28 protein-coding genes are annotated in these 25064 nt (G+C 70.4%); 6 read left to right on the top strand and 22 right to left on the bottom strand.

All coding sequences use genetic code 11. From position 1 onward, the window contains the following. Nucleotides 1–55: 55 nt before the first annotated feature. From QZ814_RS17380 to QZ814_RS17470, 19 genes are all read right to left on the bottom strand, one after another. Nucleotides 56–562, bottom strand: a complete 507-nt coding sequence (locus QZ814_RS17380) for a DUF2793 domain-containing protein (RefSeq protein WP_294334601.1) — start codon at nucleotides 560–562, stop codon at nucleotides 56–58. Further along, on the bottom strand, nucleotides 559–2724 hold the full coding sequence (locus tag QZ814_RS17385; protein ID WP_294334602.1) for a phage tail protein: 2166 nt from the start codon (nucleotides 2722–2724) through the stop codon (nucleotides 559–561). Before QZ814_RS17385 ends, QZ814_RS17380 begins: the two co-directional genes overlap by 4 nt. Further along, a complete protein-coding gene (locus tag QZ814_RS17390) occupies nucleotides 2724–3110 on the bottom strand; it encodes a peptidoglycan endopeptidase (RefSeq protein ID WP_294334604.1) in 387 nt (128 codons plus the stop codon). The genes QZ814_RS17385 and QZ814_RS17390 overlap by 1 nt, the downstream gene beginning before the upstream one ends. Continuing rightward, complete coding sequence (locus QZ814_RS17395; protein ID WP_294334606.1) at nucleotides 3107–3913, bottom strand: DUF2163 domain-containing protein; 807 nt, start codon at nucleotides 3911–3913, stop codon at nucleotides 3107–3109. Before QZ814_RS17395 ends, QZ814_RS17390 begins: the two co-directional genes overlap by 4 nt. After that, nucleotides 3910–6168 carry a DUF2460 domain-containing protein gene (locus QZ814_RS17400; protein WP_294334608.1) on the bottom strand — a complete coding sequence of 753 codons (2259 nt, stop codon included), beginning with the start codon at nucleotides 6166–6168 and terminating at the stop codon, nucleotides 3910–3912. Before QZ814_RS17400 ends, QZ814_RS17395 begins: the two co-directional genes overlap by 4 nt. Beyond that, nucleotides 6168–6725, bottom strand: coding sequence for a tail tape measure protein (locus QZ814_RS17405; RefSeq protein ID WP_294334611.1), 558 nt, complete (start codon nucleotides 6723–6725; stop codon nucleotides 6168–6170). Before QZ814_RS17405 ends, QZ814_RS17400 begins: the two co-directional genes overlap by 1 nt. Then, nucleotides 6718–6909 carry a phage tail assembly chaperone gene (locus tag QZ814_RS17410; RefSeq protein WP_294334613.1) on the bottom strand — a complete coding sequence of 64 codons (192 nt, stop codon included), beginning with the start codon at nucleotides 6907–6909 and terminating at the stop codon, nucleotides 6718–6720. Before QZ814_RS17410 ends, QZ814_RS17405 begins: the two co-directional genes overlap by 8 nt. Continuing rightward, nucleotides 6909–7223 carry a GTA-gp10 family protein gene (locus tag QZ814_RS17415; RefSeq protein WP_294334616.1) on the bottom strand — a complete coding sequence of 105 codons (315 nt, stop codon included), beginning with the start codon at nucleotides 7221–7223 and terminating at the stop codon, nucleotides 6909–6911. Before QZ814_RS17415 ends, QZ814_RS17410 begins: the two co-directional genes overlap by 1 nt. Continuing rightward, entirely contained in the window at nucleotides 7220–7627 is a 408-nt protein-coding gene (locus QZ814_RS17420; RefSeq protein WP_294334619.1) for a phage major tail protein, TP901-1 family, read from the bottom strand. The genes QZ814_RS17415 and QZ814_RS17420 overlap by 4 nt, the downstream gene beginning before the upstream one ends. A gap of 52 nt (nucleotides 7628–7679) precedes the next feature. After that, on the bottom strand, nucleotides 7680–8084 hold the full coding sequence (locus QZ814_RS17425) for a DUF3168 domain-containing protein (protein ID WP_294334621.1): 405 nt from the start codon (nucleotides 8082–8084) through the stop codon (nucleotides 7680–7682). Then, nucleotides 8081–8290 (bottom strand): hypothetical protein, encoded by a 210-nt coding sequence (locus QZ814_RS17430; RefSeq protein WP_294334624.1) that lies wholly within the window; start codon nucleotides 8288–8290, stop codon nucleotides 8081–8083. Before QZ814_RS17430 ends, QZ814_RS17425 begins: the two co-directional genes overlap by 4 nt. Beyond that, nucleotides 8275–8838, bottom strand: a complete 564-nt coding sequence (locus QZ814_RS17435) for a hypothetical protein (RefSeq protein ID WP_294334626.1) — start codon at nucleotides 8836–8838, stop codon at nucleotides 8275–8277. The genes QZ814_RS17430 and QZ814_RS17435 overlap by 16 nt, the downstream gene beginning before the upstream one ends. A gap of 59 nt (nucleotides 8839–8897) precedes the next feature. Then, complete coding sequence (locus tag QZ814_RS17440; RefSeq protein ID WP_294334816.1) at nucleotides 8898–9869, bottom strand: phage major capsid protein; 972 nt, start codon at nucleotides 9867–9869, stop codon at nucleotides 8898–8900. Nucleotides 9870–9956: 87 nt separating this feature from the next. Further along, nucleotides 9957–10325 (bottom strand): HK97 family phage prohead protease, encoded by a 369-nt coding sequence (locus QZ814_RS17445; RefSeq protein WP_294334628.1) that lies wholly within the window; start codon nucleotides 10323–10325, stop codon nucleotides 9957–9959. Continuing rightward, nucleotides 10322–10630 carry a DUF6127 family protein gene (locus QZ814_RS17450; RefSeq protein ID WP_294334630.1) on the bottom strand — a complete coding sequence of 103 codons (309 nt, stop codon included), beginning with the start codon at nucleotides 10628–10630 and terminating at the stop codon, nucleotides 10322–10324. The genes QZ814_RS17445 and QZ814_RS17450 overlap by 4 nt, the downstream gene beginning before the upstream one ends. Then, nucleotides 10627–11727 (bottom strand): phage portal protein, encoded by a 1101-nt coding sequence (locus QZ814_RS17455; RefSeq protein ID WP_294334633.1) that lies wholly within the window; start codon nucleotides 11725–11727, stop codon nucleotides 10627–10629. The genes QZ814_RS17450 and QZ814_RS17455 overlap by 4 nt, the downstream gene beginning before the upstream one ends. Continuing rightward, a complete protein-coding gene (locus tag QZ814_RS17460; protein ID WP_294334634.1) occupies nucleotides 11724–11999 on the bottom strand; it encodes a hypothetical protein in 276 nt (91 codons plus the stop codon). Before QZ814_RS17460 ends, QZ814_RS17455 begins: the two co-directional genes overlap by 4 nt. 214 nt (nucleotides 12000–12213) lie before the next feature. Continuing rightward, the gene (locus QZ814_RS17465; RefSeq protein ID WP_294334637.1) at nucleotides 12214–13533 is read right to left on the bottom strand and encodes a terminase family protein; all 1320 of its coding nucleotides are present in this window, start codon (nucleotides 13531–13533) and stop codon (nucleotides 12214–12216) included. After that, nucleotides 13530–14033, bottom strand: coding sequence for a hypothetical protein (locus QZ814_RS17470; RefSeq protein ID WP_294334639.1), 504 nt, complete (start codon nucleotides 14031–14033; stop codon nucleotides 13530–13532). Before QZ814_RS17470 ends, QZ814_RS17465 begins: the two co-directional genes overlap by 4 nt. A gap of 691 nt (nucleotides 14034–14724) precedes the next feature. Here QZ814_RS17470 and QZ814_RS17475 point away from each other — a divergent pair. Both QZ814_RS17475 and QZ814_RS17480 read left to right on the top strand, forming a co-directional pair. Continuing rightward, complete coding sequence (locus QZ814_RS17475) at nucleotides 14725–16812, top strand: ATP-binding protein (protein WP_294334642.1); 2088 nt, start codon at nucleotides 14725–14727, stop codon at nucleotides 16810–16812. A 421-nt stretch (nucleotides 16813–17233) separates the two neighbouring features. Further along, entirely contained in the window at nucleotides 17234–17752 is a 519-nt protein-coding gene (locus QZ814_RS17480) for a PEPxxWA-CTERM sorting domain-containing protein (RefSeq protein ID WP_294334644.1), read from the top strand. Between the two features lie 119 nt (nucleotides 17753–17871). On the opposite strand, the gene dapF is transcribed toward QZ814_RS17480, so the two are convergent. Then, on the bottom strand, nucleotides 17872–18819 hold the full coding sequence (dapF, locus tag QZ814_RS17485) for a diaminopimelate epimerase (protein ID WP_294334647.1): 948 nt from the start codon (nucleotides 18817–18819) through the stop codon (nucleotides 17872–17874). A gap of 33 nt (nucleotides 18820–18852) precedes the next feature. Continuing rightward, the gene (locus tag QZ814_RS17490) at nucleotides 18853–19518 is read right to left on the bottom strand and encodes a glutathione S-transferase family protein (protein WP_294334649.1); all 666 of its coding nucleotides are present in this window, start codon (nucleotides 19516–19518) and stop codon (nucleotides 18853–18855) included. 102 nt (nucleotides 19519–19620) lie between these two features. Here QZ814_RS17490 and QZ814_RS17495 point away from each other — a divergent pair, with 102 nt between their 5' ends. Beyond that, on the top strand, nucleotides 19621–22113 hold the full coding sequence (locus QZ814_RS17495; protein WP_294334651.1) for a DUF2339 domain-containing protein: 2493 nt from the start codon (nucleotides 19621–19623) through the stop codon (nucleotides 22111–22113). Here QZ814_RS17495 and QZ814_RS17500 read toward each other — a convergent pair. Beyond that, nucleotides 22106–22549 carry a DUF6456 domain-containing protein gene (locus QZ814_RS17500; RefSeq protein ID WP_294334653.1) on the bottom strand — a complete coding sequence of 148 codons (444 nt, stop codon included), beginning with the start codon at nucleotides 22547–22549 and terminating at the stop codon, nucleotides 22106–22108. The two genes, QZ814_RS17495 and QZ814_RS17500, sit on opposite strands and share 8 nt — an antisense overlap. Nucleotides 22550–22638: 89 nt before the next feature. Here QZ814_RS17500 and QZ814_RS17505 point away from each other — a divergent pair, with 89 nt between their 5' ends. The 3 genes from QZ814_RS17505 to QZ814_RS17515 all read left to right on the top strand — a co-directional run bounded on the left by QZ814_RS17505 (nucleotide 22639) and on the right by QZ814_RS17515 (nucleotide 25063). Continuing rightward, complete coding sequence (locus tag QZ814_RS17505; RefSeq protein ID WP_294334656.1) at nucleotides 22639–23202, top strand: helix-turn-helix transcriptional regulator; 564 nt, start codon at nucleotides 22639–22641, stop codon at nucleotides 23200–23202. 69 nt (nucleotides 23203–23271) lie between these two features. Next, nucleotides 23272–23637 (top strand): hypothetical protein, encoded by a 366-nt coding sequence (locus QZ814_RS17510; RefSeq protein ID WP_294334658.1) that lies wholly within the window; start codon nucleotides 23272–23274, stop codon nucleotides 23635–23637. Between the two features lie 127 nt (nucleotides 23638–23764). Continuing rightward, nucleotides 23765–25063 carry a dicarboxylate/amino acid:cation symporter gene (locus QZ814_RS17515; protein ID WP_294334661.1) on the top strand — a complete coding sequence of 433 codons (1299 nt, stop codon included), beginning with the start codon at nucleotides 23765–23767 and terminating at the stop codon, nucleotides 25061–25063. The last annotated feature ends 1 nt before the right edge of the window (nucleotide 25064 follow it).

A 25064-nucleotide genomic window follows, 5' to 3' on the forward strand; every position in this document is an offset into this window, starting at 1 on the left:
ACTCAAACCAAAGTTTCGGCGCAAGCGCACAAAACCGCGGACTGTTGCACAAACGTCACAGGTTGGATGCTTCGATCAACCCATGCCGGCGCAACGTTTGCAGAACCGCGGTGATGGCCACTCTAGCCTCCGCGTCAACCGTTACCCCGCCCGTCGGTTCCGCGACATTCGGCTGTTGCGGGCCAACTAGCTGACGTCCCTCGATAAAAAGTCTTCCATAGGTTCTACCGTGGTACCATGACCCCTGCGAGAACAGGGCGAACGACGCCTCGGCAGCGATCCAGATGCGCATGCCTTCGACGGGTGCGACGAACCGCCAGCCGCCTTCCGTCCATGCGGCGATCGCCCCGGCCGCTAACGCCCAGGCACCCTGCGGAGCGCTGGCGACCAGCCAGCACTGCCCGATTTGCGGCGCTGCGGGAGGCGCAGGCGCTTCGGCGAGGACACTCGCCTGCGTGGCGATGTCGAGTCGCACCAGCGCCTCGTTATGCGTCATTTCCTTTTGCGCCTGACCGGGTTCGAGCAGCGGCAGCGCCAGCCTGGGGGTGGGGGAAGCGGTCATCGATGGTCTCCAAGTGCGGGAAGAAGCAGTTCCGCGGCGGGCGACAGGCCGTGCGTACCGACCTGCCGCACCCGGACACGCCATGGCAGATGCCGGTCGACACCGCTGAGCAGCACGGAGGGCTCGTCGGAGCGCAGTGTTCGGCGCTCGCTGCCGCGTTCCAGGTCGATCTGGTACTGCTCGCTTTCCTCGCCGAGCGGCGCATCCACACCGTCACGCCAGTCCCAGCCAATCCTGCTGCGCCGCACCCAGGACAGCCGCGTGCCGTCGCCCTCCGGCGTTGCGCTCAGATGCACCGGCGACGGCGGCAGCAGCGAGATGCCGCCCACCGCCGCGACCACCGGAGCGGCATCCACGGGGTCATCGACGCCCTGCGCCAGCAGCGCAATCGTCGAGCCAAGGGACGTGCTCAGATCGAGCGTCTTGAGCGCTGCGCGTTCCAGGAGGACGAAGCGATCGCCGGGTTGCGCCGTCCCGATCGCCGACTCGGTGCCTCGCCGGCCTCGCCAAAGCTGCGACAGGCGCCAGCGCGTCCCGCCCAACGGCTCGGCGACGCCGAACTGCAGCAGCTCCTCCCCCAGCATTGCGAGGTTCGCGCCGGCGCCCCGCGCCGCTTCGTCCGCGGACAGGAGCAGCATCGCCGGATGGGCGAGTTCCACTTCGGCGATGCTCGCGTGATCCGCCAGGGCCGCGCGGCCCGTCCCCGGCGGCATGCGAACGGTGCCGAGAACGGCCGGATAGGCAGTCTCCCCCTGCGCGTGCCAGGTCGTGCCGCCATCGTTGCTCGCAAGCAGCGCGGCACGGCGCCAGCCGCTGCCGGTCCCGGCCGCTGCGACGACGACGCGGGGCACGGCCGCAAGGTCGTCGTCCAGGGGGGGGAGTTCGAAGGGCGCGAGAACCGTTCGCCCCCGAACGCTGTCCGGCGCGGCAACCGCTCGGCCGGCGCTGGCCGGCCCTGCCGCGGGCGCATCGGCGATCGGCACACATTCTAGCTTCACCACCATCTTCTCGAGCGCCCAGCGGTCGACCCGCCATTGGCCGGGCACGCCCTCGATCGTGATCCGCGCACCGGGCGCCACCGCAAGGGCGTCCCAGCCGAGCGTCAACGTACGCCGTTCTCGGACCCGGTCGGCGCGGGCGAGCGCATCCGCCGCCATCGCCTTGGCGGCATCGGCATCGAGCACCGCCGGCAGATCGACCCGAGTCTCTCGCCCCCCCTCTCCCGGCCGGCGCGCCTGCTGCACGCCCGCCTGATAGTCGCGCGCCGGATCATAATAGCCGACGCTGAGCCGCCGCGGCGTGGAGTCCGGCGCGGCTACCGATCGGCTGTCGCGCGCGCCGCGTACGCCCTCGCCGGCAGCGCCCCCATCGGGGAGCATCCGCGCCGTGCCCGCGCCCGAAACCAGCGCGAGGCCGTCGCCGTCATCGCACAGCCAGCCGCCGCTGGCGGTGCAGAGCGCGTCCAAGGTCGTCCGCACGCTGTCCTGCGTTGAAAAGCCGTGGAGCACGGTCGTCAGCCCCCCTGCGGCCAGGGGCGCCACGCGCGCGGCGATGCTGCCGGCGGAAACCGGCGCCGGATCGGCGATCACCTCGAAGCTGAGCTGCGGCAGACGATTGCCGAAGCTCGCCAGCTCCAGATCCTCGAACACCGCATAGGCGAGCCCGCGATGCGCCGGCGCGCGCTCCGCTCCCTCGATCGCGGCGATCAGCGGGTCGACCGCCTGATCCTCGCTGCCGTCGTGCAGCCGGAAACCGGTGCGGACCTTGAAGTCCCCGGCCGCGCCGCGCAGCAGCTGCCCGTCCGCCCAGATCCGTCCTACCTGCACAATCGGCCGGCTCGACAGCGCGACCGCGAAGGACGCGGTATAGCTGTACGAAGTGGTGAAAGGTTGCCCCTTGCCGCCGCTCTGCGTTGCGCGATGCTCGACCAGATCGGTCGCCCAGATCACGCACCCCGCCACACGGATCGTGCCGAACAGCTGCGGTATGGCGGTTCCGTAGCTCGAGGTCTGCACGCGCAGATCGGCGAGCCTCGCGCCTTCGCGCGTGGCCGGCTTGAACAGCAACTGGCGATCGATCGCTCCGCCGATCAGACCGCCCAGCTGCGCGCCGAACGGGCCGCCGATCAGCCCGCCCGCCACCGTGAGCACCATCGTCGCCATCAGTCGTCCTCCTCGAGACGCCAGCAGCCGAGCACCGGCCAGGGCGCCGACCCCGGGCGCTCGACCACCTGCCGCGCGATCGCATCGGCGTGAACGATCCCATCCTTGCTGCGGATCGCCAGATGCAATTGCCCCGGCCCGCTCCGGCACAGCAGCAGATCCCCGGGCCGGGGGTCTGCCACTTCGCGCAACCCCGCCGCCCGCAGCCCCGCCATCACGCGCGCAGCGTCACCGGTACGCAGTCGATAATCGCGCGGCGCCGGTCGCCCGAGCGCCAGCGCCGCCAGCCCGACACAATCGAGCCCGTCCGCCAGCGTGCGCCCTTGCGGCCGGAACGGCGCACCGATCGCACCGCGCGCGCGGGCCAGCACCGCCGCGCCGCTCATGCGCCGGGGTACCGGGTCAGAAGATCGGTGCCGGGCAGGAACGGCTCTCCCCGGAAATTGACGGCGTTGCCGAAGCGGCTTGCACAGGTCTCCAGCCGGCCGTCGCAACCCTCGCTCAGCTCGACCAGCGCGCCGGCGCCCTCGAACCGCGGCGGTCGGCGCAGCGTCACCCGGTCGCCGTCGGAAACAGCAATCGCATCCTCCAGCCCGCTGTTCGGGCCACCGAACCAGCGCAGCCGGCCGCCGCCATAGGCATTGGCCTCCGGCTCAGCGCGATCCAGCCGCACCACCGCGTCCTCCACCGACAGTACCCGCGCGAACCGCCGCCGCCCCGCCATCGCCACCCGGCAGCGCGCATCGCCGAGCTGCGCCCGGCAATCGGGCGAGGTCGCTTCGGCCGCCGGTCCATCGAAGGCGGCCGTACGTCCGCGCAGTTCGGCGGTAATCGCCCCGTCCCGCGTCTCGATCGCGCCGATCGTGCCTTCGCCGAGCGGCACCTGCGCGCCCGGTGCGGTCCAGTCGGTCGCGAACAGTGCAACGCGTGCGCCGTCCCAGCGACCGGCCAGCAGATCGGCTTCCGCAATCGCATCGCTCGCCAGCATGCCGTGCACGTCCATGCTGTCTGCCTCCAGCGAGGCGGTGCGCTCGACCGCGCTCGGCGTCATGCCCGGCGCGGCGCGGTAGAGCAGCCCATCGATCAGCAGGTCGCGGTCATGCGCGGTCAGCCCGATCGTCACGCCGTCGCGCCGCTCGATCCGCCAGCACAGGGTGACGGTGGTGAGGGCTCCCTCCAGCCAGCTCATTCGCGGATCTCCACCAGCGGCACCGAGGCGGCCGCCCCGGCGAGGAAGGTCGCACGGCTCACCCGCAGCTGGTCCTCGGCGAAGCGCACCGGCACGTCGAACACGAACGACGCTGTCACCTGCACCCCGGCCGCGGGCGGCACATCGAGCGTCACCATCCCGCCCTCCCCAAGCGAGAAAGCGGTCGTCGCGACCCCGTTCAACTTGAGCGCGACCGTGCCCGCCACCGGGCGGGTGATCCGTCGCACGCTTTCGCCATAGATCTTCACCAGCTGGAAACGCGCATTGGTGCCGTCACCGACCCCGATCACCGCATCCTTCGCGTCGAAGTCGAACGGATCGCGCAGACGGAAGCCCCTTGCCGGCCCCATGCGCGCCCGGAAGAAGCCGAGCAGCGCGGCAATGTCCGCCTCGGAACGGACGCCAGGGCCGACATCATAATGCGTACGCGCCTCGGCCCATGCTGCGTTGCGGCGCTCGGCGCCCCCGGCGCTGGTGACGATCGCGGTGGAAAGCTCGGGCGCCACCTCCGCCTCGCGGCCCAGCGCGATCGGGAAGAGCACATCGTCGAAGGGGTTCATGTCCGCCTCCTGGTCGAAATGAATGAAGCCATCGCGCGCTACCTGGGGAAGCGCCCAGACAAAGGTCGCCGCCACGCCGCGGGCGCGCCCGCGCGCCGCTGCCTCGGCGATCGCCTGCCACTGCGCCTTGTCCGCGCTGCGCAGCACGAAGCCGGCGAGATAGTGCTGCTGCGCCGCCGGATAGCCGAGCCGCGCCGTCGCCGCCGCCACGGCCTTGTCGGATGCTGCTGCATTGCCGGCCGCCGCCCAGTCATAATCCTCCAGCTGGAGCACATCGAACGCGGGCGCGGCCCAGCCGATCGGCAGATTGGCGCGCTTGAGTTCGGGCATCGCGGGATCGAGCACCGTCGGCAGATAGGCGAGCAGCAGCACGCGGGCGCCCGGCGCCGCCGCCTTCACCGCGTCGCGCAGCGCCAGCGTCGACTTCGCGAGCAGGGCACCCGCCGCCTCCAGCACCTTGGTATCGACCCCGCCCCGCACATTCTGTGGCGCCGGATTGCCCAGCGCCGCGCGCGTCGCCGCGTCATGGATGCACAGCCGACCATCGACCATCACCCACCACCAGGGCTCGCCGATCTGGAACTGCACCGCCAGCCCCGCGCCTTTCGCGATTGCCACAAAGGCCAGCGCCACCGCCCGCAGATAGCTCATCGCGCCGCCATGGGCGGGCGAGAGCAGGGTCGAAGGCGGGCTCCAGCCGGTCAACGCCGGGCTGCCATCGGCGGCGCGCTGCTTCCAGTCGCCCCAGACATGCTGGTCGAGCAGCTCATAGCTGAGCGACCAGATCACGCCATAGCCAAGCGCCTTGGCGCGGGCTGCGAAATCCTGGTGCCAGGCGGTGCACGCCCGGTTGAGCGCGCCTCCGGCCAGGCTGACATAGAAGCCGTCCCCCAGCGGTTCGAGCCGCAGATAATGGCTCATCCCCACATAATGGAGAATGTCGCCGCGATAGCCGAGCTGCAGCATGGCGCGCAGCAAGCGTGCCGGCGTCTGATTATAGGCATCGTCATAACCGGTCGCGATCGACAGGCCGTGTTCGGACACCACCACCTCGCCGATCGCCAGCACCGACCCCGGCCCGTCACAGACGATGTCGGTCAGCTCGACCCAGGCTTCGGCACCCGTGCCCAGCGGAGTCGTGTCCCCCGCCGCATAGCCGGGCGGCACCAGCGAGATGAACATCCGGTCGATATCGCCCGCCCATACCGGATCGGCCTCGCCCGGCAGCAGGAAGCCGCCCGCCACCTCGGCGAAATCGATCGCGACCACGGCATCCTCGGGGCTGCCCTGCGCATGGTTCCACAGGCGTACATACCAGGCGCGCGCCGTGCCGCTTTCGTCGCGCCCCTCGATCGTCAGCACCGGTCCGTTGACCGCATCGAGTGGGACCACGCCCGAGGAGCGCCAGCGAAACCGCAGCCGGCAGCCGCGAAAATCGTGATCCGTCGCATAGGCGAGCAGCGGATGGTCCCAGCGATCCGCCGCCTCCCAGATCAGCCCGGCGAGATCGCCGCGTCGCTGGAAGACGAGATCGACCCGCAGCGCGTCGGGCGCGGTGGTGACCACGCTCGCCATCATCGGCCGGGGGAAATCGATCGTCCAATACACGGGATCGAACCGGCTGATCACGCCGGCGGCCTGATCGCGGCGCTGATCGGCGAGCCACCAGCCCATCAGTCGAGCCCCGACAGCGCCGCGCGCACCGCGCGGGCGACCTGGCGGCTCGATTGCGCCAGCGCCTGGGGCGCATCGCCGGCGCTTGCGTTGACGGTGATCGCCACGCGCACGTCGCGCCCGCCGCCCTGGGCGGGTACCGCCACCTGCCCCGCGCTGGTCGGCACGAACAACTCGGGGCCGCGCTCGCCGACCAGATAGGGTCGGCCGGGGCTCACCGGGCCGCCGGTCGCCCGCCCCGGCAGGCCGAGCAGCCCGCCGAGCAGCGATACCAGCCCACCCCCGCCGCCTCGGCCGCCCACCGAGGGAAAGGCGATTCCCGTCGCCGCCTTGGCGATCTCTTCCATCACCCGGATGGCGACGGTGGCGAGATCGTCAAAGCCCAGTTTGCCCGAGCGCGCGGCGCGCAGCAGCGTCGCCTCGATCGAGCGCCCCGCCCGATCGGCACCACCGGCCAGCGGCCCTTCCAGCGCCCCGCGCATCGCATCCACGTCGCGCGCGAAGCCCGTGGTGTCGGCACGCACCGACACCACCAGCTGTTCGATTTCCTCATCCATCGGGAAACTGCTCCTGCAATCGTGCGATCAGATCGGCGCTCGGCGGAGCGGGCGCGTCGCCCGCCGCCGCCGTCACCAGCGCGGCGAGTTCGGCCGGGGTCGCCCGCCAAAACCGGTCGGGGCTCCAGCCAAAGGCGAGGCCTGCGAGGCCCGCCAGCCGCCGAGCGGAATCGGCGAAGTGCATCACCGCCCGCCGAGAATCTGGCCGAGCAGCGCCTTGAGCGCCGGGGTTGCAGCCGCCAACCCTGCCTGGACCACGCCCTCGGCAAAGACCTCGCGAGTCAGCCCCTCGGGCGGTGCTTTGAGGCAGTGCCAGAACAGCGCGACCAGCTCACTCAGCGCCAGCCGCCCGCCCGCCGCGCGCTCGACCAGCGCGAACAGCGGGCCCAGCTCGGCTTCGGCAGCGACCAGCGCCGCGAAGCTCGGGCGCAGCACGAGGCTGACCCCGCCGACCCGCAGTTCCGCCTCGCCGCGCACCGGATTCGCCGTGCCGGTCATGCGCTCACCACCGGGCCGGAGCTTTCCAGGCTCAGCGTATAGCTGCGCTCGCCGTTGAAATCCCCGGCATAGTCGAGCCGGGTGACCAGGAAACGTCCCGTCATCGTCTCGCCGCTCTCGAAGCTCAGCCGATAATCGTCGAGCGTGCCGGCCAGCGCATTGGCCTTCACCCGCACCTCCGCCGCCGATCCGGTGAACACGCCCGCCGCGGACACGCTCACCGACCGCACCCCGGCGCCGGACAGCAGCTCGCGCCAGCCGCCGGAATCCTTGCTGGTGATCGCCACCGCCTCGCCGTTCACCGAAAGCTGCGTCGTCCGCAGCCCCGCGACGGTTGCGTAAACCAACGGCGTCGCGCCATTGCCCACCTTGAGCAGAAAGGCGCTGCCCTTCTCTGCCGCCATATTGCTTCTCCTAACTGTCGAGATTTCCAGCCCCTCCTCCCATGAGGAGGAGCTAAGGTCCGGTTCGCAGCATCCGCACGCGGTGCTCGACGATCGCCGTCACATTGGTTTCGTCCTCCGCGACCAGCCGGGTGCGCAGGAACACGCTGCTCGCGACCTGCCAGCCACCGGCGAGCGCCGCCGGCATGTCGGCAATTGTCGCCTCCACCAGCTCCGCCAGCCCCCGCACCCGTTTCCGCGCCTGGGCGCTGTCCTTCACCAGCACCGCGATCCGCACCTCACGGCCGTCCTGGTCCTTGGTGCTCCAGTCGGTCAGCACCGGATCGTCGACCAGGAGATAGGGCCGCGGGGTGCGGTGAGACGGGGCATCGAAGATGCCGTTGACCTGCGCCACCAGCGCCGCCTGCCCGGCCAGCGCCGCGCGCACCGCGCCGGTGATTGCCTCCTGCGGATTCATCGCAGCAGCCCTCCCAGCCAGCGCAATCCCGGATCGGCGAGCCAGCGCCGCCACAGCCTGCGCCCCGACACGGTGACGCGGGTGCCGTCGACGGACACCGATACCCCCGGCACCGCCTCACGCACCTGCTCGCCCAGCCGCGTCGCCGCGGCGCCGGCGGCCCGTCGCCCGATCGCGTCAGCGCGCGCGTTCAGCTGCTCCAGCATGATCGCCGTACTCCCGCCATCAGCTGCAGCCGCCGCCAGGGCCGCCAGAAGGCAGCCACGGCGGCCGGCGGCGTGCCACCGTCGCCGCGCCCCTCGATCAGATGCGCGGCGAGCAGCACCGCGCCTTGCGCCAGCGGCGATGGCAGTTGCGCCCACCCCGCCGCCGCGCCGGCGGTGAAGGTCACGCGCACGCGCCCGACCTCGCCGAGCGCCAGCCGCACCCAGCCCTCGCCACGCGCATCGAGGTCGATCGCATACCCCGCCACCGACAAGGGCGTGGCGACGCCATCCGCATCGACGGTCTCGATCGCACCGATCGCCGTTACCGGCGCCACCGGCAGCCGTTGCCAATCGGGCGAGCGCATAAGCCAGGCCTGCCAGTCGCGGGCGATCCAGGCGGTGCCGGTGAAGGCCTCGCCCAGCGTGAGCGCGGTCTGCACGGCCTGGACCAGCGCCGCATCGTCGGCGCTGGTCTCGATCCGCAGATAGGCCTTCACGCCCGCGCAGCCGTCTGCGATCGCCGCCGCCGGAAAGGGCGGTGCGTCCATGGTTGTTCTCCCATACAAGATGGGCGCGGGCGCCCCCGGGCCCCGCGCCCTGCCCCGGCTCAGTTGGCGGCGAACTTCAGCAGCTTGATCGCCTCCGAATTGCTCACCATGCCGCCCAGCCGCTTGGTCGCGTAGAAATGGACGAAGGGCTTGTTCGAATAGGGATCGCGCAGGATCTGCGTCTCGCCGCGCTCGGCGATCAGATAGCCCGCCTGGAAATTGCCGAAGGCGATCGACAGGCTGTTCGCGGCGATGTCCGGCATGTCCTCGGCCTCGACCACCGGATAGCCGAGCAACGTCGCCGGCTGGCTGGCGGAAAGCCCCGGCTGCCACAGCATCTCGCCCTGCGCGGTCTTGAACTTGCGGATCTTGGCAAGCGTCGCCGAATTCATCACCCAGCTCGCGCCCTGGCGGTACGGCGCGCGCAGCGCCTGCACCAGGTCGATCAGCTTCTCGTCGGGATTGGCGGCGAAGGCGCCCGCCGCACCGCTCGCCAGATATTGCAACGTGCCGAAGGCGCGCGTCGCGTCCGTGGCGGTCGAGGTCGGCGATGCGAGGAAGCCCTTGGGCTGGTTCACGCCGGTGCCGCTCACGAACGCCGTGCCCTCGGACTGGGCGAACTCGCGGGCGATCTCGCCGGCCAGCCAGCTCTCCACATCGAACATCGCGTCGTCGAGCATCGCCTGGCTCGCCGCCGGATTGGCGTAGAGTTCGCCGAACGGCGGCGCGATTTCGTTGAAGGTCGGCGTGGCGGTGATCGGCCGCGCCGCGGTCTCGGACGCCCAGCCGCTGTCGAAGCCGCTGCTCGCCACCAGCTTGCGGTAGCCGCTGGTCCCCACCTTCACCACATTGGCGATCGCACGGATCGGCGAGATCGCCTGCAGCGTCACGTCGATCTGCGCATCGATCTCGCGCGGCACCGCAAAGCCGCCCTCGGCGCCGCTATTGCCGGACAGCGCCTTGGTCTCGACCCCGCCGCGCAGATAGCCGTCGAACGCCGCGCTCGCCGCAGGCCTGCCGCCCGCCAGCATCGGCCGCACCGGCGGCAGCGCCGCCTGCTCGAAGCTCGTTTCCAGTTCGTCCATCGTCATCTCCCACGCCAGAAAGGTTGGAAAGGTTCAGGCGACCGCGTGCACGCGGGCGAGCGGCTGCATCGGCTCCGCCACCAGGCTCACCTCGATCAGCTGGAGCGCGGTCAGTTCGCGCACCCGGCCGCCCCGCGCGGCGCGCACCCGGTAGCCGAACGACAGCCCCGCCACCGCGCCGCCCGCGACCAGCGCCGCCAGCCGCGAATCCTCGACCCGGCCGATCACGCGCAGTCCGCGCGCATCCTCGCCGATCGCCTCGATCGTGCCGACGGGCTTGCCGCCATGCTGCCAAAGGAGGGGTACCGGCCCCACCGGCCCGAAGGCCCCTGCGCGCACCACGTCGCCGCCGCGATCGACGGCGTCGAACACCGCCGCATAGCCGGCGAAGCGGACGCTCATTTCAGCCAGCCGGGAAAGCCCAGCCGCATCGCCAGCAGCACCAGCACCAGCGCCGCCAGGGTGCGGCCCAGCCACTGCATCACCGCCTTGATCATCGACTTCTTGGCATCGCGCCACGCGCCGAGCAGCTCGCGCAGCTCGGTCATGTCCTTGGCGGCGCCGCTGTCTTCCAGCCCAAGCCGGGCGAGCGCGCGGTTCGCACCCGCCGTACCCGCCTCCTCGGCAATGGCGCGCAGCGTGGTCAGCTCCGCGCCTTCATTCTCGGCCTGTGCGATCAGCTCGGCCAGCATCGATCCATCGGTCATGACAACCCCACCAGCTTGCGTTTCTCTTCGTCGGTCAGGAAGGCGGCGGCGCTGACCTGCTGCCACAGCCGCTCACGGTCCTCGGCGAGCGCGGTCACCCGGTCGAGGTCGACCGTCAGCGTCGCCTCGGGGAACCAGGAGCCAAGCCCCTGCGCGATGCCGTCCAGCAGATGCCCGGCCATCGGCAGGATCGCCTGCCGCCACAGCGCGCGATTGGCCTCGCGGTAATTGGCATAGGCAGCGTCGCCCGGCAGGCCGAGCAGCATCGGCGGCACGCCGAACGCCAGTGCGATCTCCCGCGCCGCCGCCGCCTTCAGCCCCACGAAATCCATGTCGGCGGGCGTCAGGCTCATCGCCTGCCATTTGAGCCCGCCCTCGAGCAGCATCGGGCGCCCGGCATTGGCGGCGCCCGCGAACCCGGCCTCCATCTCGTCCTTCAGCCGGGCGAACTGGTCGGGCGCCAGCGCCGAGCCGTCGCCGGGATCATAGACCAGCGCACCGCTCGGCCGCGCGGCATTGTCGAGCAGCGCCTTGTTCCACCGCGTCGCGGCGTTGTGGATCGCGATCGCGCCGGTCGCCGCGTCCAGGCAGCCCAGGCCATAATGGTCGTCGGCCGGATGGAAGGCGCGCAGATGCAGGATCTGCGGCCGCCCGCCATCGTCGGCCGCCAGCCGGGTGACGTGCTCGCCCACCCGGTAGCGATAGGCGATCGGCCAGCCATTGGCGTCCGGCTCCACCGTCACCCGCTCGGGGCGCAGCGCATAGAGCGCCTGGAGCTGCCCCGCGCCATCGGTGAGCAGCTGGACATAGCCGTTGCCGTGCAGCAGCAGCTGCGCCGCCAGCGTCTCGAGCAGCCGCTGCCCGCCCGAGGGCGCCGCGATCAGCGCCACCAATGCCGGATCGGAGCCCGCGAGCGGCGCCGCGCCCACGCCTTCGGCGACAAGCCGCACCGCGCGCTGGGCGACCGGATTCTGGCAATAGCCTTCGCGCAGCTGCATCTCATAGCTGCGCGGCCAGTCGCCGAGGCTGCCCCAGCCGCCGCGTGCCAGTGCCGGCCGCTGGCCCTCGCGCGCGGCCTTGCGCCCGAACCACTTCATCGCGCCAGCTCCGAGGGGCGGAGCCTGCCGTCGTGATCGAGGTCGCGGGCCCAATAGGCGGCGCTGAGCGCAGCGCGCATGCCATCCCAGAAGCCGCCCTGGAGGGTGGCCGTCGGAAAGGCGCGTTCGACCAGCGCCTGCACTTCGGCCGCGTCCAGCGCCCCGTCGCCATTCCGATCGCCCGCCACCACCAGGCCGGTGCCCACCGCCAACCCGGTCCGCGCATCGAGCGCGCACGCGCCCGTCAGCAGGGCGAGCAGCCCTGCAGCCATGCAGTTTCGCATTGGATGTCTCCTGTACCTTTAGAAACCCTTCCCTTTCAGGAGCGGCAGGTGAACCGCGCCCCGCGAGGTTCAGGTCCGCCTGGGAGGCGGACCGACCGGACGCTGGGTTGGGGTGGGGCCATGTCTCCCCGAGACCAACCGACGTTCTGGAATCCCTCCACCCCCAAACCCCTCCTCCAGGGAGGAGGGGCTAAGGAATTGTTCACACCACCCGCACCGCCGCGCGGCCGCGCCGGCCGAGCAACAATTCGGTCGCCGCCCATACCAGCGCATCGGCGCGATCCGGCGAAAGGCCGGGACCCTGATAGCCGCCCGCCGCCTGCAGCCCGGCCATCTCCTCCTCCAGCGCCGGGAAGGCCGCCGCGTGCCACAGCACGCCCTTTTCGTAGAGCAGCGCCACTGGCTCGGCCCGCGCGCTCTTGCCGCGGCTGGCATGGACGAGGCGGATCGGCAGCGCGGTATCCGCTGCGCGCAGCACGCTTTCCACCATCGCCCCGCCCTGGTTCTTTTCCGCCACCACGCATTCCGCCTCGAACCGCGCGGCGCAGTCTGCCACCGCCGCCGCCCAGCCTTCGGGGCTGAGCCCCGCGACGCTGGCATCGGCGAGCACATAGCCTTGCCCGTCCGCGCCGAGCCCGACCGCAACGATGCCGCAGGCATCGCCCTCGGTGCCGGCGGGCGGGTCGACCCCGATCACCACCCGCTCCAGCCGCGCAGGCGCCGCGCGCCGCTGCCGCTCGATCAGTCCGCGCGGCCACAAGGCGCCGGGGACGTCGTCGATCAGTTCGCCGTCCAGTTCCTGCCGGCCGAGCCGCGTGCCCGCATAATCGACCAGCATCGCCTCGACGAAGCTGGCCGGCAGGTGGAGATTGTCGCGGGTCCGCCCGCGCGTCTCGTGCACCCCCGGCATCGCCATCACGCGGCGCATCAGCTTCACCGGGCGCGGCGTCGTCGTCACCACCACGCGCGGCTGCGGGCCGCGCCGCAAGCCCATCATCAGATTGTCCCAGGCGCTGTCGGCCGCGCCGCTCCGCCATTTGGCGAGCTCGTCGCACCAGGCAAAGTCGTGCTCGGGCCCGCGCAGCTTTTCCGGCGCCTCCGCCGAATAGACAAAGGCCCGCGCGCCCGATCCGAACACCAGCTCGCCGCGCGCCGGATGCCAGCCGATCGTCTCCAGCTCCCGCGCCACCGCGAGCAAACCCGCCGGGCCCTCAACCATCACCCTGCGGACTTCGTCGACCGTCGCGCCGACCAGCGCGATCCGCGCGCCGGCCTGCTCGCGTGCCATCTGGCTCACCCATTCCGACCCGGCCCGCGTCTTGCCGAAGCCACGCCCGGCGCGGATCAGCCAGATCCGCCAATCCCCCTCCGGCCAGAACTGCCCCTCATGCGCCCAGCGCCACCAGGCCTCGTTGAAGAAGCGCAGATGCGCGCGCGACATCTCCCGGACCAGCGCCACGCGTTCCCCACGCGGGGCAAGCGCCAGCCTCGCCAGTGCGTCGTCGGCATCGGCGGGGGTCATCGCTGCGCCTCACGCTCGGCGGCAAGCCGCCGGGCGAGCGCATCGAGCTTCTTGTTGAGCGCAGCCTCGGCCTCCTCGCGGCTGACCCGAACCACCCCGCCCCGCGGCGTGGGGGTCCGGTTCTCCACCGTGCCGCGGTGCATCCGCAGCAGATCCATCGCCAGCTTGGCATCGAACGGCCCCGCGGACGGCAGCGCGCCATCGCTGCCGCCTTCCTCGAGAGGATGCGGGGCGGCGAGTTGGGCGAGCAGTTGCTCCTCCAGCCGCTCATAGCCGGTGAGGATCGCGCCCCGCCATGCCGCGGCGAAATCGGGATGCTGCCGCCGTCGCCGATAGGCGGAGCGATGATCTACGCCGGCATGGCGGCACGCGCCCAGCACGTTGCAGGTCGCCGCCAGCATGTCGAGGAACGCGTTTTCCTGCTCCTCGGTCCAGGCATGGGCCGGCAGCTTGCGCTTCTGCAGACGACGGTTGGTCGCCTTGCCGATCACATCCGTCATGGCACCTCTTCCGAAAACACGAACGGGCCGCGGCACGCACATGCCCGGCCCGTTCCAGCGGAGCCGCTCGGCGCGACTCGCAATTCTTCAGCGTTCCTGTTTTGTGCCACACCAGCGTCACGATGTCAAGGGTAATTAACCGATATGGTTCGCAGCCCGACCCTGCGCGTCCCATAGTGAGTATTACGGAAATGTACGGATGCGGGAGGGATAGTCGTGCAGTAAAGAAGCGGTGTCGGAGGAAATATGAAAACGATATCATCATATTTCACCGACCGCGGAGAACAAAGTTTCGCACAGCCTCTAGAGCACGTATTTTACCGGATAGAAGACAAGCAGTTAACCATCTTGTGCAGATGGATTTGCCCGCATAGAGGCACGGCGCCCGAGCTGTATCCCGGTGCCCCCGCACAACAGTATCGCGTTCCCAATGCGCCGACAGAGAGGGCGGCGCATGCGGAAATCGGAGCTTCAGGCCTTCATCGTTGCCCATGCACCCGGTGTGCCTCGCTCGAGGCGCAGCCGGCCGCTGGCGTTCCGGAGACTTGCATTGCCGATTTTTAGGGTTTCCTCGCGCATTTCTTTTTCGCGACTGGTTCGGCCGGTCCGTCGTGGCGGCCGTCAACGCCGCCGCTCCTGGTCGCTGCGCCGGCAGCATTTGCCAAGCGCCGCCCGCTTCTCCGGTCCGGGCATGCCTGCCATGCCGATGCACCGCGGCTTTCGCTACCCCGTGCATCGTCCGACGCTGGGGCCGTTGCGCCCCATCCTGCTGTCCATCGCCATCGGCGCCACGGTCGTCGCGGCCCTGCTGTGGAGCGCCGGCGAGCAGATGCTGGCCCAGGCCCGCGCCGATGCGCTGGCCGCCGCCACGCGCGAGAACGCCAACCGCGCGATCGCCTATGAGCAGTTCGTCGCCCGGACGCTGGACAGCGCGCGATTGGCGATCGACCATTATGCCGATCGGTTTCGCACGATCACGCCCATGCCCGGGCATGGCACGCCGCCGCAGTTGCTCGACGATGCGATCGCCAGGAACCGGCTGTTCGCCTCGGTAGCGGTGGCCGACGCCGCGGGCGTGGTACGCTGGGCCTCGGTGCCCGGGCTGCCGGTGCTCAACTTCGCCGACCATCCGATCTTTCGCGACCTTCGCGCCGATCGTTCGGGCCGGATGACGATCAGCGTTCCGGAAATCAGCCCGTTCGTGCATCGCCCGCTGATATCGATCAGCCGCGCCATTCGCGATGCGGACGGGCGCTTCCGCGGGGTTGTCGTCGTGCGCATTCCGGTCGAGCGGTTCGTCGACTTCAACCAGGGCGCCATGACCCGTCCGCTCGACGTGATCTCGGTGATCCGGCTGGACGGCATCACCCTGGCGCGCCGCACCGGCGCGAAGATCAGCTATGGGGAGAATCTGGCGGGCAAGCTGCCGATGCGCCACCAGCTGGCCGAGCCCAACGGCACCTATGTCGGCCCCAGCGCCTTTACCGGCATCCGCCGCGTGTTCAGCCACCGCCGCCTGAGCGACTATGGCATCTTCGTCACCACCGGCACCGCCGAGCGCGACATCCTGGCCGGCGAGGAAGCGCGATCGATCCGCGCGCGCGGGATCACGCTGGGCATCACGCTCGCGATCATGCTTTTTGCCGGGCTCGCGATGTTCGCGTTGCGCCGCCGGGAAAAGGCCGCACGCGACCTGGCCGGCACCAACGACCGGCTGCACGAGGCGCAGCGGATCGGCGGCATCGGCGACTGGGAGTATGACCTGAGCAGCGATCGTCTGGTGCTGTCGGACCAGCTCTGCCGGATGTACGATCGGGCACCGGCGGACGACATGGTCGATGGCCGTACCGCGCTTGCCGTGCTGCCTTCGCAGGACCGACGGCAGCTGCTCGCCGCGATCCGCACCGCGATCAGCACCCGGCGCCCGCAAAGCTGCGACGTGACGGCACGAACCGGCAAGCGCCACCCATCGCACCGGCGCATCCGCATCGCCCCCATCGTCGAAGCCGACGGGTCGATCACGACGCTGATGGGCACCGATCAGGACATCAACGCCGAAACGGCCCATGCCGCGCTCCGCGACGAGATTGCCCATGGCGCCCGCGTGCAGGCGATGAACATCATGGCGGCGACGATCGCCCATGAAATCGCGCAGCCGCTCACCGCCGCGTCCAACTATCTCGCTGCGGCGACCCTCGGCGGGGACCGGCAGGGCGACCTGCTCGACAAGGCGCGCGCGCAGATCGGGCTGGCCCATGGCATCATGCAGCGCGCGCGCGACATGGCGGCAAACCGGCGGACCGGCAGCGCAGCGCGGATCGCCGAGGCGGTGGACGACGCGCTCTCGCTGCTGCGCGCGTCGATGCCCGGCTGCACGGCCGACTTCAGCGTCGATCTCGATGCCCAGGCGCCCTGGGTCGCAGCGGACAAGGTGCAGGTGCAACAGGTGCTGCTCAACCTGCTGCGCAATTCGGTGCAGGCGATCGGCAAGCACCGGGATGCGAAGATCGTCATCGCCAGCGCGCAGCTGCCGGACGGCACCGTGCAGCTCTCGGTCACCGATAACGGACCCGGAATCCGCGCGCCGGACGCGATTTTCACGCCCTTCGCCTCGTCGCGTCCGGCATTGGGGCTTGGCCTGGGGCTGTCGATCTGCCGCACCATCGTCGAATCCTATGGCGGCCAGATCTGCGCCGATGCCGGCAGGACCGGCGGTGCCCGGCTCAGCTTCACCCTGCCGGGATTAGCCTTCGCCGGCACCCCGTCCGAATTCGCCTGACCGTAGTCGAGCCGGTCCGGCGCGGGAGACCGCCCCGGGCGCGCCGGCGGACGCCAACGACGGGTCCGCCTGCCACGGCAGCAATTGTCGCCGAGAGGGTCGTTGAAGCGGCGGCGACAGCAGCTGCGTTGGCGCCCTTTCATCGGGCTTCCTGGTTCCCGCTAACCGCAAACACCCAAACAATAATATTGCGTGTGTGCGCCGTTGCCATACGCCGCGAAGCTCCCGCCGAGCAAAAATGAAGACCTTCAAGTATTCACAATCATTTGACTCCGAAACAATGGTTAGCTTAGCAAAAATAGGCAGGACAATTTGGCTGTCCGGGCCAGGTCATCATTGCAATCTGGGGTTACATCACATGCGATATATTCTGCCTGCTGCCGCTATTGCGGCGGCAATCACCATGCCTGCGCAACAGGCCTTGGCACAAACCACGACCAACGTAAGTCTTCCCAACTACGATACCTGGGGCGGCGGCGGTTTTGCTGAGCTCGGCTCTGTCGCCCTTCACAAGGGCGAAGCGGTTCTAAACCTGTCGAGCATCGCGACGGTCGTGGACCAGGGCTGGGGCTATCAGGATCCCTCGAACGGCCTGCTGCTCGGGCTCGCCGTCGACAGCAACTATGTCTGGGCGGTGATCGCGGCCGGCAGCGACCACTCGGTGCAGACGATCCACTTCACCGCCGGCACGCAGGATCTCACCGCGTTGAACACGGCCCTTCAGGCAGTGGATTGGGCGAGCAATCCGAACGTGCGGATCGCGGCGATCGGCAATTCCTGGGGCTATCCGGGCTGGGAGCTGCACGTCTCCGACGCCTCCTTCTCCGTCACCACCGCGTCGGGCGTGCCTGAACCGGCGAGCTGGGGGATGCTGCTGGTCGGCTTCGGTCTGCTGGGCGCAACGATCCGCAGCCGCAAGACGAGCGTTCGCTACGCCTGAGCGAACCGCCGAAGCATCTGTGCGCAAAAAGGGGCGTCCGCCACGGCGGATGCCCCTTCCTTGTTCCGGGGGACCGGCCGCAGCAGCAGCGCGGGCTGCGCTCGCAAGGGCGAGGTCGCCTAGCGCGCCAGTCCGGCGAGCAGCGCGCCCCAGGCAGCGCGCTCGTCGTCCCGTGCGCGCACCACCTGCGCCCCGGCCAGGGTGCCGGCGGCGAAATCCACAGTCACGATCCGCTCTTCCTCGAACGTCGCATTGCCACTCAGCGTCACCCGCGTATCGGCGTCGGCCTGGCCGCGTACCATGCCGCCGCGGTTGAACACCTGCACCGTCTCCCCGAACCGGGTACGGCCGGTAAGCGCCGCGCTCAGCACCGATGCCGCCATCGCGCTGCCGCAGCTGTCGGTCAGCCCCACGCCGCGCTCGAAGGTGCGCACGAACAGGCTCGACGGGCCGCGCACCTCGACGAAGGAGACGTTGGCGCGCGCCGGCAGCAGCGCCGGACGGCCCTCGCACCAGCGGCCCAGCGACACCAGCTCCTCCTCGTCCACCGTATCGACGAAGGTGACGAGATGCGGGTTCGGCATCGCCACCGCGGTGAAGGCGCGCGGGCTCGGCAGGCCGGCGATGGCGGCGTCGATCACCTGCGCGGGCGCGCCGACCAGGCCGACATCGGCAGCGCGCGTCGAGTTGGGGCCGACCAGGGTGCGGATCGTCGCCACGCCCGGCGCGATCTCCGGATCACGCGCGACATCGGCGGAACTCGTCTTCAGCTTCACCTGCGCGGCATCGATCCCCAGCAGGTCGAAGCCGAGCCGCGCGGTGCAGCGCAGCCCGTTGAGGCAGGTCTCGGCCTCCGACCCGTCCGAATTCCACATCCGCATGCCGAAGGCGTGGGTATCGTCGCCCGGCACCAGCGCCAGCAGACCGTCGCCGCCAACCGGCCCGGCGCGATCGGCGAGCAGGCGGGCGAGCGTCGCCCATTCCGGCTCGCCAAGCGCCAGCGCGCGGGCGTCGATCAGCGGGAAGTCGTTTCCCGAACCATGGCATTTGAGGAAGGATATGCGCATGGCCGCCCATCTAGGGAAGGCACGGCGCTTTGGCTATGCCGCACGCGGCACCCCGCCGCCCATCGCCGCCACCTGCGCGCGATCGCGCTCCAGGATCGTCGCAAAGCTCGGGCGGGCGTGGATCGCGTCGACATAGGCCGCGGTGCGGGGATAGCGCGCCGCGTCCACGCAGACGCCGATGCAGCCCAGCGTCGCCAGCGGGCTCGCCACCGCGATGTCGGCCAGGGTGAGCCGGTCCTCGACCAGGAAGCCGCTTTCGGGAATCGTCCGCTCGAGATAGTCGAAGATCGGCGGCAACTGCTCGGTCTCGGCCTGATCGGCGGCGGCGTGGTCGCACGGCAGTTTCATCACCCGCGGCTTGACGAAGCGGTTCCCGAAAATCGCGCCGCCCGCCGCCATCATCAGCGTATCCGCCATCTCGTCGAACCAGATGGTGCGGGCGCGGGCCTGGGCCTCGACCGGGATAAGGTTCGGCTCGGGAAACTTCGCCTCGAGATAGGTGACGATCGCGGTCGAATCGGAAATCGTGAAGTCGCCGTCGCGAAAGCCCGGCATCTTGCCGAACGGGCTGGCGGCGCGAAATTCGGGATCCGGGCTACCCGGCCCCGCGAATTTCAGCTGCAGTTCCAGCCCCTTCTCCGCGCCGAACACCATGCATTTACGAACGTACGGCGACAAGGTTGAGCCATAGACGATCATCGACCACTCCTCTCCATGCAAGGTCCCTCGAATAGCCGATTTTGCGCCGGGCCGCGCGTCCTTTGCGCGACAGCGCGTGCCGAACGTGCAAGGCTGGGGACGATGACCGGATATCTGTTCCTGCTGCTCGCCTGCTGCGCCGCCACTGCCTTCGCCGTACTCAAGCGCCGGATCGACCGGCTGGAGCGCGACATGGAGGCGATGGAAATCCGGATCGCTCGCCTGCAGGCACCGGAAGAAACGGCCCCCAGCCGCATGCGCGCGCCGGCCCGCGTGGCGGCGGCCACTCGGCCCGAACCGACTCCGGACGAACCGACAGCGATCGAGACACCGCCGCCTCCTGCGACGGAGCCCCCTGCGGTCCCCGCACCCGAGCCGCGCGCGCCGTTCGAACTGCCCCGCCTCAATTTCGAGACGCTGGTCGGCGGGCGGCTGCCGATCTGGATCGGCGGCGTGGCGCTGGTGCTCGCCGGCTTCTTCCTTGTCCGCTACTCGATCGAGCAGGGGCTGCTGGGCCCCGCCGCGCGGACCGGCATCGCCGCACTGTTCGGCCTCGCCCTGGTTGCGGCAAGCGAGGTCGTCCGCCGTCTCCCCGCCACCCGCGACGACGCGCGGTTGGGTCAGGCGCTGGCCGGTGCCGGGATCGCCAGCCTCTATGGCACGCTGTACATGGCGGCGGCGCTCTATCACCTGATCGCGCCGCTGCCCGCCTTCGCCGCAGTGGTGCTGGTGACGCTGGGCGCGCTCGCCCTGTCGCTCCGCCATGGACCGCCGACCGCGATCATGGCGCTGCTCGGCGGCTTCCTTGCGCCGCTGGTCGCGGGGTTCGCGGCGGCGGGGATCGGCCCGCTGCTCGTCTATCTCGGCCTGTTCGTCGCCGCGCTGTTCGGCCTGGCGGTGCATCGGCGCTGGGGCTGGCTCGCCTTCGCGGCGAGCTTCGCCGGCCTTGCCTGGGCGCAATTCCTGATCGCGGTGGTGGGCGGCCATGGCAACCTTGCCTCGATTGGCGGCTTCACCATGCTGCTGGCCGGCGGGGCGAGCGCCGTCCTGCCCGCCGCCGGCATCCGCAATCGCTGGCTGCGGCTGCTGCCGCTGCTGGCGGGCATGCTCCAGCTGGTGGCGATCGTGCCGGGACTGGACTTCGGGCCGCTCGCCTGGAGCTTCTACCTTGTCCTCGCTGCCGCGACGCTGATCCTCGCCTGGCGCGATCCGGTCTATCTGCCCGGCGCGTTTGCGAGCGTCGCGCTGCTGCTGGCACTCGAAGCGCTGGCACTCGCCTCGCCCCATCGCGGTGCGACACCGATCGCGGCCATCGTCGCGACGGCACTATTTGCCGGCACCGGCCAATGGCTCTGGGCGCGCGGCCGCAGCTGGGTGACCTTGGCGCTGCTCGGCGCCGGCGGCCCGGTGCTGGTCGCGCATGCGTTCGCCGCCGATCTGCTGCCGGCGGCGCTCTGGGGCCTGCTCGAAGCGCTTGCCGCCGCGGCCTGCGCCCGCCTCGCCTGGCAGCTGCGGCGCGAGCCGGAGGATCCCGCGCTCACCGCCGCGACGCTCGCAACCGCCTTGCTCGCCGCCGTCGCACTCGCCCAGTTCGTGCCGCATGGCTGGCTGTCGGTGCCGCTGGCGATCGTGCTCGGGGGGCTCGCGCTCTGGGCCCGGCGGGTGCGCGCGCCGAGCCTGTTCGTGCTGCCCCTGCTCCCACTGCTCGCCGCGCTGGTCGCCGCCGGCCCGGCGCTGCTGGCATGGGTGGACACGATCGGTAGCGCGCTGTCCGGCGACCATCTCCCCTACCGCCATCTGCCCGCCGTCGCTGATCTGCTGAGGACGCTCGCCTTGCCGATCGCCGCGGCGCTGGCCTTCCTGGTCGACCCGCGCGACTTCGGCCGTGCCCGCCCCGCTGCGGCGGCGATCGCAGGCACCGCCGGTGTGCTGCTGCTCTACACCCTAGCCAAGCAGCCGCTGGCGATCGCGACGCCGGAGCGGTTCCTCGCCTGGGGCTTCCTCGAACGCGCGTTGCTGACCCAGGCGCTGCTTGCGGCCGGTTGGAGCCTGCTGCGCAGCGCGCGGCTGCCGCGCCTCGGCCAGGCGCTGCTGGTCCTCGGTCTCGCGAGGCTGCTCTGCTTCGACCTGTTGCTGCTCGATCCCGCGCTGGTTACCCAGGCTGCCGGTCCGGCGCTGGCGCTGCACCTGGCACTGGCCGCCTTCTGGTGCTGGACCCTGCCGCGCCTGCGGATTCCCGCCGCGCTGGGCAGCATCGCCGCAGCACTCGCGGGCGTACGCTGGCTTGCGCACGGCACCCTGCTCACCGGGCCGATCGGCAGCTTCGAAAATGGCGGCTATTCGGCGGCACTGCTGGTGCTCGCCCTTGCCTGGCTGTGGCGCGGAATCGCCGCCGGCGCGCACGATCTTCGCATCGCAGGGCTGGGGCTGCTGACCATCACCACCTTCAAGGTGTTCCTGGTCGACGCCGCCGCATTGGACGGATTGCTGCGGATCCTCTCCTTCCTGGGACTGGGCGTGGCGCTGATCGCGATCGGCTGGGCGTATAGCCGCTTCCTTGCGCGCCCCGCCGCCGAGGCCCCGCCCGTCAGCTGAGTCGATAGTGATCCGCCACCCGGTCCAGCGCGAGGCACAGCACCAGCTTGCCCGCGCGCGCCGGCCAGCCCAGGCCCTTCTCGGCGGCGCTCAGGCCCTCGCCCGCGCATACCACCCGCCACAGAATGTCGGAGAGCCCGCTGCCCACCGCGGCGATCGCGGCATCGAAGCGGCGCTTGGCAGCGATCTGCGCCATCGTCGGATCCATCGGCTCGGGCGCCGCCCGCCGCCCGCCCTCGCGCGGCGCAGGGTCCCAGCGCATCGTTACGCGCGGGCCCAGGGACGCCATCTCGAAATCGCCGCGCAGCCGCTCGCCCGCCTCATATTGCCGCGCATCGACATGCCCGCGCGACCGTAGCCAGTCGAGCGGCGACTCGGCCAGGTTCACCGTCACACCGCGGCCCTTGCCCGTCGGCCGCTCTGCCAGCTCGCGCATCGTTGATCTCCTTTTGTTCCTGCACGAATCCCTTGCCACGCGGGCCCATCTGTAGGAAAGAAGAAAACCGATTTGGTTAGGAGCAGGCCATGATCACTGCCATTCGCGAAGTCCGCCGCGCCAAAGGCCTCACCCTCGACGATGTCGCCCGGCGCTGCGTGCCGCCGACCACGGCGCAGACCATCGGCCGCCTCGAAACCGGCACCCGCACCGTCTCGGTCGCCTGGCTCAACCGGATCGCGGCCGCGCTGGAGGTCGATGCCGCCGATCTCGTCCAGCTGCCCGATCGCCCGGACATTCCCGTCGCCGCGCTGCTCGAGGCCGACGGCGCGCACGCCCCCCGCCGCCCGGCGACGCTGGTCGCGCCACGCCCCGAAGCGGGCACCGTCGCCATCGCGGTGGAGGCGAGCATCGGCGAGTACCGCGCCGGCGACGCGATCTGGTGCGAGCGCCTCGCCCCGGCCGAGTTCGGCCGCGCGCTCAACCGCGACGTGCTGGTGCCACGCCCGGCCGGTCGCTTCCTGTTCGGCCGGCTGATCGGCCGCGAAGGCGATCGGCTGCAGCTGCTGCCCCCGGGTGCCGGCGGACGCCAGCAGGTCGTCACCGACCCCGCCTGGATCGCCGTCGCCGTCCGGCTGGTGCGCGCGCTATAGGCATTGTTACGCCCTTGCCCGCGGCCCGTGTTGCGCGCAAAATGCTGCGCAACAGGAGGGAACAAGACCATGAAGAAACTGGCTCTCATCGCGACCGCCGCCATCCTCGGTGTCGCCGCCCCGGCGTTCGCCGACGACTGGGATTTCATGCTGGTGAACAACACCGGCAAGGTGATCGAGAAGATCGAGGTCGCACCCGCGGGCACCACCAACTGGGCGGAAAACAAGGTCGACCCGGAACTCAAGAAGGATCCCAAGATCAAGGTCGGCGGCAAGACCACCGTCCACTTCGACAAGGGCGTCCAGTGCAAATATGACGTGCGGGCGACCTTCGAGGACAAGAGCACGAGCGTCTGGTCGGGTTACAATGCCTGTGACAACAGCTATCTGACGATCAGCTTCACCGGCGACAAGCCGACTTTCAAGGCGAATTGACGGGGCGTGCCGGGCCGCCCGCTGCGGCTACCCGGCCCAAGCCGGCCCGAACCGGCTGAAAGCAAATCTTTGTTCTCCTAGTACGCTACTGGGATATTTTGGCAGCTCGACAAGGAGCTGCCCGCGCATGGCCACCGCCGCCACCCCCCGTTTCCGTTTTCCCTTCACCTGGCAGGTGCTGCTCGGCATGGCCGCCGGTCTCGCGCTCGGCTTCATCGTCCGTGCGACCGGACAGGCAGCGCTGGGCGAGACGCTGCACACCCTAGGCCAGATCTTCGTCCAGCTGCTCAAGGCGCTGGTGCCGCCTCTGGTGTTCACCGCCATCGTCGCCTCGATCGCCGCGCTGCGCGATCTGGACAACGCCGCCAAGCTCGTTGCCCGCACGCTGTTCTGGTTCGCCGCGACCGCGCTGATCGCGGTGCTGATCGGCATCGCGCTCGGCCTTCTGCTCCAGCCCGGCCTGCACGCCGGCATCGCCGCCAGCGCGGCCAGGGCGCCGTCGAGCACCGGCTCCTGGCTCGATTTCCTGAAGGGCGTGGTGCCCGCCAACTTCCTCGGGCTCACGGCGTCCACCAGCCTCAAGGACGGCGTCGCCACCACCGGGCTGTCGTTCAACGTTCTCCAGATCATCGTCGCGGCGATCGCGATCGGTGCGGCGGCGGTGCGCGTGGGCGAGGCGGGCAGCGCCTTCCTCCAGTTCAACGCCTCGGCGCTGGTGATCTTCCGCCGGCTGCTCCGCTGGGTGATCGCACTGACGCCGATCGGCACCGCCGCGCTGATCGGCGATGCAGTGGTCCGCTATGGCTGGGATGCGCTCTCGGCGCTCGGCGCCTATGCCGTCGCCATCTATATCGGACTCGGGCTGGTGCTGCTGGTCGTCTACCCCGCCCTGCTCGTCGCCAACGGCCTCAACCCCTTGCGCTTCTTCGCCACCGCCTGGCCGGCGATCCAGCTCGGCTTCGTCTCGCGCTCCTCGGTCGGCACGCTGCCGGTGACCGAGGAGGTGGTCGAGCGGCTCGGCGTCCCGGCCGCCTACGCCGCCTTCGCGGTGCCGCTGGGGGCGACCACCAAGATGGACGGCTGCGCGGCGATCTACCCCGCCATCTCGGCGATCTTCGTCGCCCAGTTCTTCGGCGTGCCGCTGCACCTGGCGGACTATGGCCTGATCGCCTTCGTCGCGGTGGTCGGCTCGGCCGCGACCGCCGGCCTCACCGGCGCGACGGTGATGCTCACCCTCACCTTGTCGACCCTCGGCCTGCCGCTCGAAGGTGCCGGGCTGCTGCTCGCGATCGACCCGATCCTCGACATGGGCCGTACCGCGGTGAACGTCGCCGGCCAGGCACTGGTGCCGACCATCGTCGCGCGCCAGAGCGGCCTGCTCGCCCCGGATGCGCTCGGCACGCCGGCCCGTGCTGCCACGGCCTGAC

This window comes from uncultured Sphingomonas sp. (assembly GCF_913777625.1).
In the GTDB taxonomy this organism is placed as follows: Bacteria; Pseudomonadota; Alphaproteobacteria; order Sphingomonadales; family Sphingomonadaceae; genus Sphingomonas.

Excerpts from the sequence above, each read along its gene's own strand:
- QZ814_RS17490 (WP_294334649.1), bottom strand. The coding sequence starts at position 19,518 with ATGATCGTCTATGGCTCAACCTTGTCGCCGTACGTTCGTAAATGCATG.
- QZ814_RS17415 (WP_294334616.1), bottom strand. The coding sequence starts at position 7,223 with ATGACCGGCACGGCGAATCCGGTGCGCGGCGAGGCGGAACTGCGGGTC.
- QZ814_RS17465 (WP_294334637.1), bottom strand. The coding sequence starts at position 13,533 with ATGACCCCCGCCGATGCCGACGACGCACTGGCGAGGCTGGCGCTTGCC.
- QZ814_RS17440 (WP_294334816.1), bottom strand. The coding sequence starts at position 9,869 with ATGCTGGCGGGCGGCAGGCCTGCGGCGAGCGCGGCGTTCGACGGCTAT.
- QZ814_RS17430 (WP_294334624.1), bottom strand. The coding sequence starts at position 8,290 with ATGCTGGAGCAGCTGAACGCGCGCGCTGACGCGATCGGGCGACGGGCC.
- QZ814_RS17470 (WP_294334639.1), bottom strand. The coding sequence starts at position 14,033 with ATGACGGATGTGATCGGCAAGGCGACCAACCGTCGTCTGCAGAAGCGC.
- QZ814_RS17510 (WP_294334658.1), top strand. The coding sequence starts at position 23,272 with ATGAAGAAACTGGCTCTCATCGCGACCGCCGCCATCCTCGGTGTCGCC.
- QZ814_RS17455 (WP_294334633.1), bottom strand. The coding sequence starts at position 11,727 with ATGAAGTGGTTCGGGCGCAAGGCCGCGCGCGAGGGCCAGCGGCCGGCA.
- QZ814_RS17505 (WP_294334656.1), top strand. The coding sequence starts at position 22,639 with ATGATCACTGCCATTCGCGAAGTCCGCCGCGCCAAAGGCCTCACCCTC.
- QZ814_RS17445 (WP_294334628.1), bottom strand. The coding sequence starts at position 10,325 with ATGAGCGTCCGCTTCGCCGGCTATGCGGCGGTGTTCGACGCCGTCGAT.
- QZ814_RS17405 (WP_294334611.1), bottom strand. The coding sequence starts at position 6,725 with ATGGATGAGGAAATCGAACAGCTGGTGGTGTCGGTGCGTGCCGACACC.
- QZ814_RS17460 (WP_294334634.1), bottom strand. The coding sequence starts at position 11,999 with ATGGCTGCAGGGCTGCTCGCCCTGCTGACGGGCGCGTGCGCGCTCGAT.
- QZ814_RS17425 (WP_294334621.1), bottom strand. The coding sequence starts at position 8,084 with ATGAATCCGCAGGAGGCAATCACCGGCGCGGTGCGCGCGGCGCTGGCC.
- QZ814_RS17400 (WP_294334608.1), bottom strand. The coding sequence starts at position 6,168 with ATGGGCTGGTGGCTCGCCGATCAGCGCCGCGATCAGGCCGCCGGCGTG.
- QZ814_RS17390 (WP_294334604.1), bottom strand. The coding sequence starts at position 3,110 with ATGAGCGGCGCGGCGGTGCTGGCCCGCGCGCGCGGTGCGATCGGTGCG.
- QZ814_RS17475 (WP_294334642.1), top strand. The coding sequence starts at position 14,725 with ATGCCTGCCATGCCGATGCACCGCGGCTTTCGCTACCCCGTGCATCGT.
- dapF (WP_294334647.1), bottom strand. The coding sequence starts at position 18,819 with ATGCGCATATCCTTCCTCAAATGCCATGGTTCGGGAAACGACTTCCCG.
- QZ814_RS17395 (WP_294334606.1), bottom strand. The coding sequence starts at position 3,913 with ATGAGCTGGCTGGAGGGAGCCCTCACCACCGTCACCCTGTGCTGGCGG.
- QZ814_RS17450 (WP_294334630.1), bottom strand. The coding sequence starts at position 10,630 with ATGACCGATGGATCGATGCTGGCCGAGCTGATCGCACAGGCCGAGAAT.
- QZ814_RS17385 (WP_294334602.1), bottom strand. The coding sequence starts at position 2,724 with ATGGCGACGATGGTGCTCACGGTGGCGGGCGGGCTGATCGGCGGCCCG.
- QZ814_RS17500 (WP_294334653.1), bottom strand. The coding sequence starts at position 22,549 with ATGCGCGAGCTGGCAGAGCGGCCGACGGGCAAGGGCCGCGGTGTGACG.
- QZ814_RS17420 (WP_294334619.1), bottom strand. The coding sequence starts at position 7,627 with ATGGCGGCAGAGAAGGGCAGCGCCTTTCTGCTCAAGGTGGGCAATGGC.
- QZ814_RS17410 (WP_294334613.1), bottom strand. The coding sequence starts at position 6,909 with ATGCACTTCGCCGATTCCGCTCGGCGGCTGGCGGGCCTCGCAGGCCTC.
- QZ814_RS17435 (WP_294334626.1), bottom strand. The coding sequence starts at position 8,838 with ATGGACGCACCGCCCTTTCCGGCGGCGGCGATCGCAGACGGCTGCGCG.
- QZ814_RS17380 (WP_294334601.1), bottom strand. The coding sequence starts at position 562 with ATGACCGCTTCCCCCACCCCCAGGCTGGCGCTGCCGCTGCTCGAACCC.
- QZ814_RS17495 (WP_294334651.1), top strand. The coding sequence starts at position 19,621 with ATGACCGGATATCTGTTCCTGCTGCTCGCCTGCTGCGCCGCCACTGCC.
- QZ814_RS17515 (WP_294334661.1), top strand. The coding sequence starts at position 23,765 with ATGGCCACCGCCGCCACCCCCCGTTTCCGTTTTCCCTTCACCTGGCAG.